Annotated in this window: 3 protein-coding genes; all 3 read right to left on the bottom strand. The window is 71.3% G+C overall.

Annotation, left to right across the window (positions count from 1 at the left end):
• A partial coding sequence (locus ACWELQ_RS42680) for a serine/threonine protein kinase (RefSeq protein ID WP_452402677.1) occupies positions 1-1,695 on the bottom strand: 1,695 nt, incomplete at its 3' end.
• 2 nt (positions 1,696-1,697) lie between these two features.
• Positions 1,698-2,687, bottom strand: coding sequence for a glutamate ABC transporter substrate-binding protein (locus tag ACWELQ_RS42675; RefSeq protein ID WP_452402676.1), 990 nt, complete (start codon positions 2,685-2,687; stop codon positions 1,698-1,700).
• The gene (locus ACWELQ_RS42670) at positions 2,684-2,812 is read right to left on the bottom strand and encodes a hypothetical protein (protein WP_452402675.1); all 129 of its coding nucleotides are present in this window, start codon (positions 2,810-2,812) and stop codon (positions 2,684-2,686) included. Before ACWELQ_RS42670 ends, ACWELQ_RS42675 begins: the two co-directional genes overlap by 4 nt.
• Positions 2,813-2,920 lie beyond the last annotated feature (108 nt).

Here is a 2,920-nt window from a genome sequence, read left to right as displayed (position 1 = left end):
CAGGTGCGCGCGGGCCTCGGCCAGCGTCACCTCCACCTCGAAAGTCTCGGGCGCGCCACCGGGTTCGGCCGCCGCGCGCTGCCGGGCGTGCCGCAACTCGTCGAGGGCGTGCCGGGGTTCGGGGTGGGCCGCGCCCGCCAGCAGCGGTGCGGACGGGTCGCCGGGATCGATGATCGGCACCGGCAGCGCCGCCACCACGTCGCCGGGCTGCAACAGGGTGTCGCGGGCGATGCCGTCGATGATGCCGTCGGTCTGCGCGATCAGCTCACCGGTGCCGAAACTGGTGCGCGGCGGGCTGAAGAGGGGCGAGAGCTGAGGATGCTCATTGCCGGTCTCGACGGCCAGGATCTCGCGCAGCACACCGGTGAGCTGGGTGGCCAGCAGCCGTGCGGAGGCGAAGCGGCGCTCCGGGTCCGGGTGGGTGGCGCGCAGCAGCAGCCGGTAGAAGAACTGGTGCCGGGCCAGCACCGGCTCGTCCTTGGGGTCGGGGATGCCGTCGGTGTACGCGCCGCGCTCCATCGGCAGTTGCAGCGTGAGCACCGCCAGGGTGCGTCCGGCGGTGTAGATGTCGGAGGCCACCGTCGGCCCGGTGTGCGCGATCTCCGGGGCCTGATATCCCCTGGTGCCGTACAGGTTTCCGTACGCCTCGAACTGGCTGACCGCGCCCATGTCGATGAGCTCCACCCGATCGGTGGTGATCATGATGTTGTCGGGTTTGAGATCGTTGTAGGCCAGCCCCACCGAATGCAGGTAGTCCAGCGCCGGCAGGATCTCCAGCAGGTACGCGATGGCCTCGGTGACCGGCATCCGTTCGGGCGCATGATGATCGAGCAGATCGCGCAGCGAATGCCCGCCCACGTACTCCATCACGATGAACCCGATGGGCGTCCCGTCCGCGCTCGCGTGCTCCACGAAATTGTGGATCTTCACGATGCTCGGATGCGCGACTTCCGCCAGGAACTGCCGCTCGGCCACCGCGACCGCCTGGGCCTCGGCGTCACCGGCGTGCAGCAGGCCCTTGAGCACCACCCAGCGGTCGCTGACATTGCGGTCGATGGCCAGATAGATCCAGCCCAGCCCGCCGTGCGCGATACAGCCCTGGATCTCGTACTGCCCCGCCACCCGTTCGCCCGGATGCAGCGAGGGCCGGAAATCGTAAGGCGCGCCGCAGGTCTGGCAGGTGCCAGCGGTCGTCGACGGCCGGGTCGGGGTGGCCCGCCCGACCGGTTTGCCGCAGCGCCAGCAGAATCGACGCCCCTCGGCCACCACCGGATCGTCGAGCACCGCGGCTTCCGGATCCACCGGTTCGACCGCGGGAATCGGCACCAGCCCGGCCCCGAGCCGTCGCACCACCGGCCGCGGGCGCGTCATGCGCGCGGTGCGTTGCGACGGCCGGGTGGGAGTGCGCGGCTCGCCCGCAACGCTCTGCTCGCCTGAAACGCTGTGCTCGCCCGAAACGCTCTGCGCCGCAGCGGATTCTTCCGGTTCGATCGGCGCGTCCGGGGTGCGAGGGGCGGCCTGCGTGGCCTCGGTCCGCAGGGTCGCCTCGGTGTGCTCGAATTCCGGACCGTCGTCGGGTTCGGAGCGCGTCGTGACCTCGGTGCGCGCGGGCCAGTGCGGCCCGGCGGCCTCCTCGCGCGGGGTTGCGCGAGTCGCACCGGGCTCGACGGGGTTCGGATCGGACGGTGTGGTCATCGTCAGTCCTGATACCTCGGGGGCGGCGGAATGGCGGCGTCGCCCAGCTCGGTGGACAGCCAGCGCCGGTAGAGCCGATTCCAGGTGCCGTCGGCGCGTATGCGTTCCAGGGTGCCGTTCACGAAGCGGACCAGATCGTCGGACCCCTTGGAGATGCCGATGCCGTACTGCTCGGTGCTCAGGTTCGGCCCCACCACCTCGGTGGCCGGATCCTGTTCGGCCAGCCCGGCCAGCACGGTGTCGTCGGTGCTGACCGCGTCCACCTGCCGCTGCTGCAACACCACCAGGCAGTCGGCCCAGCTCGGCACGGTGAGGATGGACGCGGCGGGCTGCTGCCGGCGGATCAGGTCCAGCGAGGTGGTGCCGCTCGCCACGCACACCCGTCGGCCCGCCAGATCGGTGAGCCCCTCGATCCCGGAATTGCGCACGGTCAGCACCCGCTGATGCGCCGTCAGATACGAGGTGGAGAAGGTGACCGACCGCCGCCGTTCGCAATTGATGGTCATGGTCTTCACCACCACGTCCACGGTGTGCTCTACCAGCGCCTTCTCGCGGTCGGCGGAGGAGAGGATGCGGTACTCCACGGCGGCCGGATCGCCCAGCAGATCCCGCGCCAGCTCCCGCGCGATATCCACGTCGAAACCGGCCAGCGCGCCGGTGCTCGGATCCCGGAAGCTGAACAGATTGCTGCCCGGATCCAGCCCGACCAGCAGCCGCCCGCGCGCCCGGATGGCATCGATGTCGGGCCCGCTGCGAATCCCGTTGGGCCGCAGCCCGGCCGTCGGATCCCCGCAGTCCGGGACCGGGGGCGGCGGCGTGGTCTGGGCCTGCGCGACCACGGCTCCCGAGGGCAGCGGCGGTTCGATATAGCTGGGCACCCGGGTCGACGGCGCGGGCGGCGGCGGACTGTCGTCGCCGCAGGCGGCGGTGAACAGCGCGGTCGCCGCCAGGGCGGCCAGCGGAATGGATCGGATCGGTCTTCGCGTGGTCATCGGTACTCCCGGAGACGCGGCCACAGTCCGGCCGCGATCAGGACGGCGGCGGCGGTGCTGAGCACCAGCGCGCCGGGCCCGAGCAGGTCGAGGGTGCGGGCGGCGTGGGAGGTGTCGGCGCGCAACGTGTTCCGAGTCTACGTGTTCTCGATCCAGCTGCGCGGCGGGTGCGGGATGTCGCGCGGGAACACCGTGACCGCCACCGGCAGTGTGAGTTTCGGGCCGGTGAGGCT

Source organism: Nocardia sp. NPDC004722 (genome assembly GCF_053601505.1).
Note: the sequence above shows the minus strand (reverse complement) of the source record. Positions and strands in the feature narration are given on the sequence as shown.

Coding starts and splice junctions, on each gene's coding strand:
- ACWELQ_RS42675 (WP_452402676.1), bottom strand. CDS start 2,687: ATGACCACGCGAAGACCGATCCGATCCATTCCGCTGGCCGCCCTGGCG.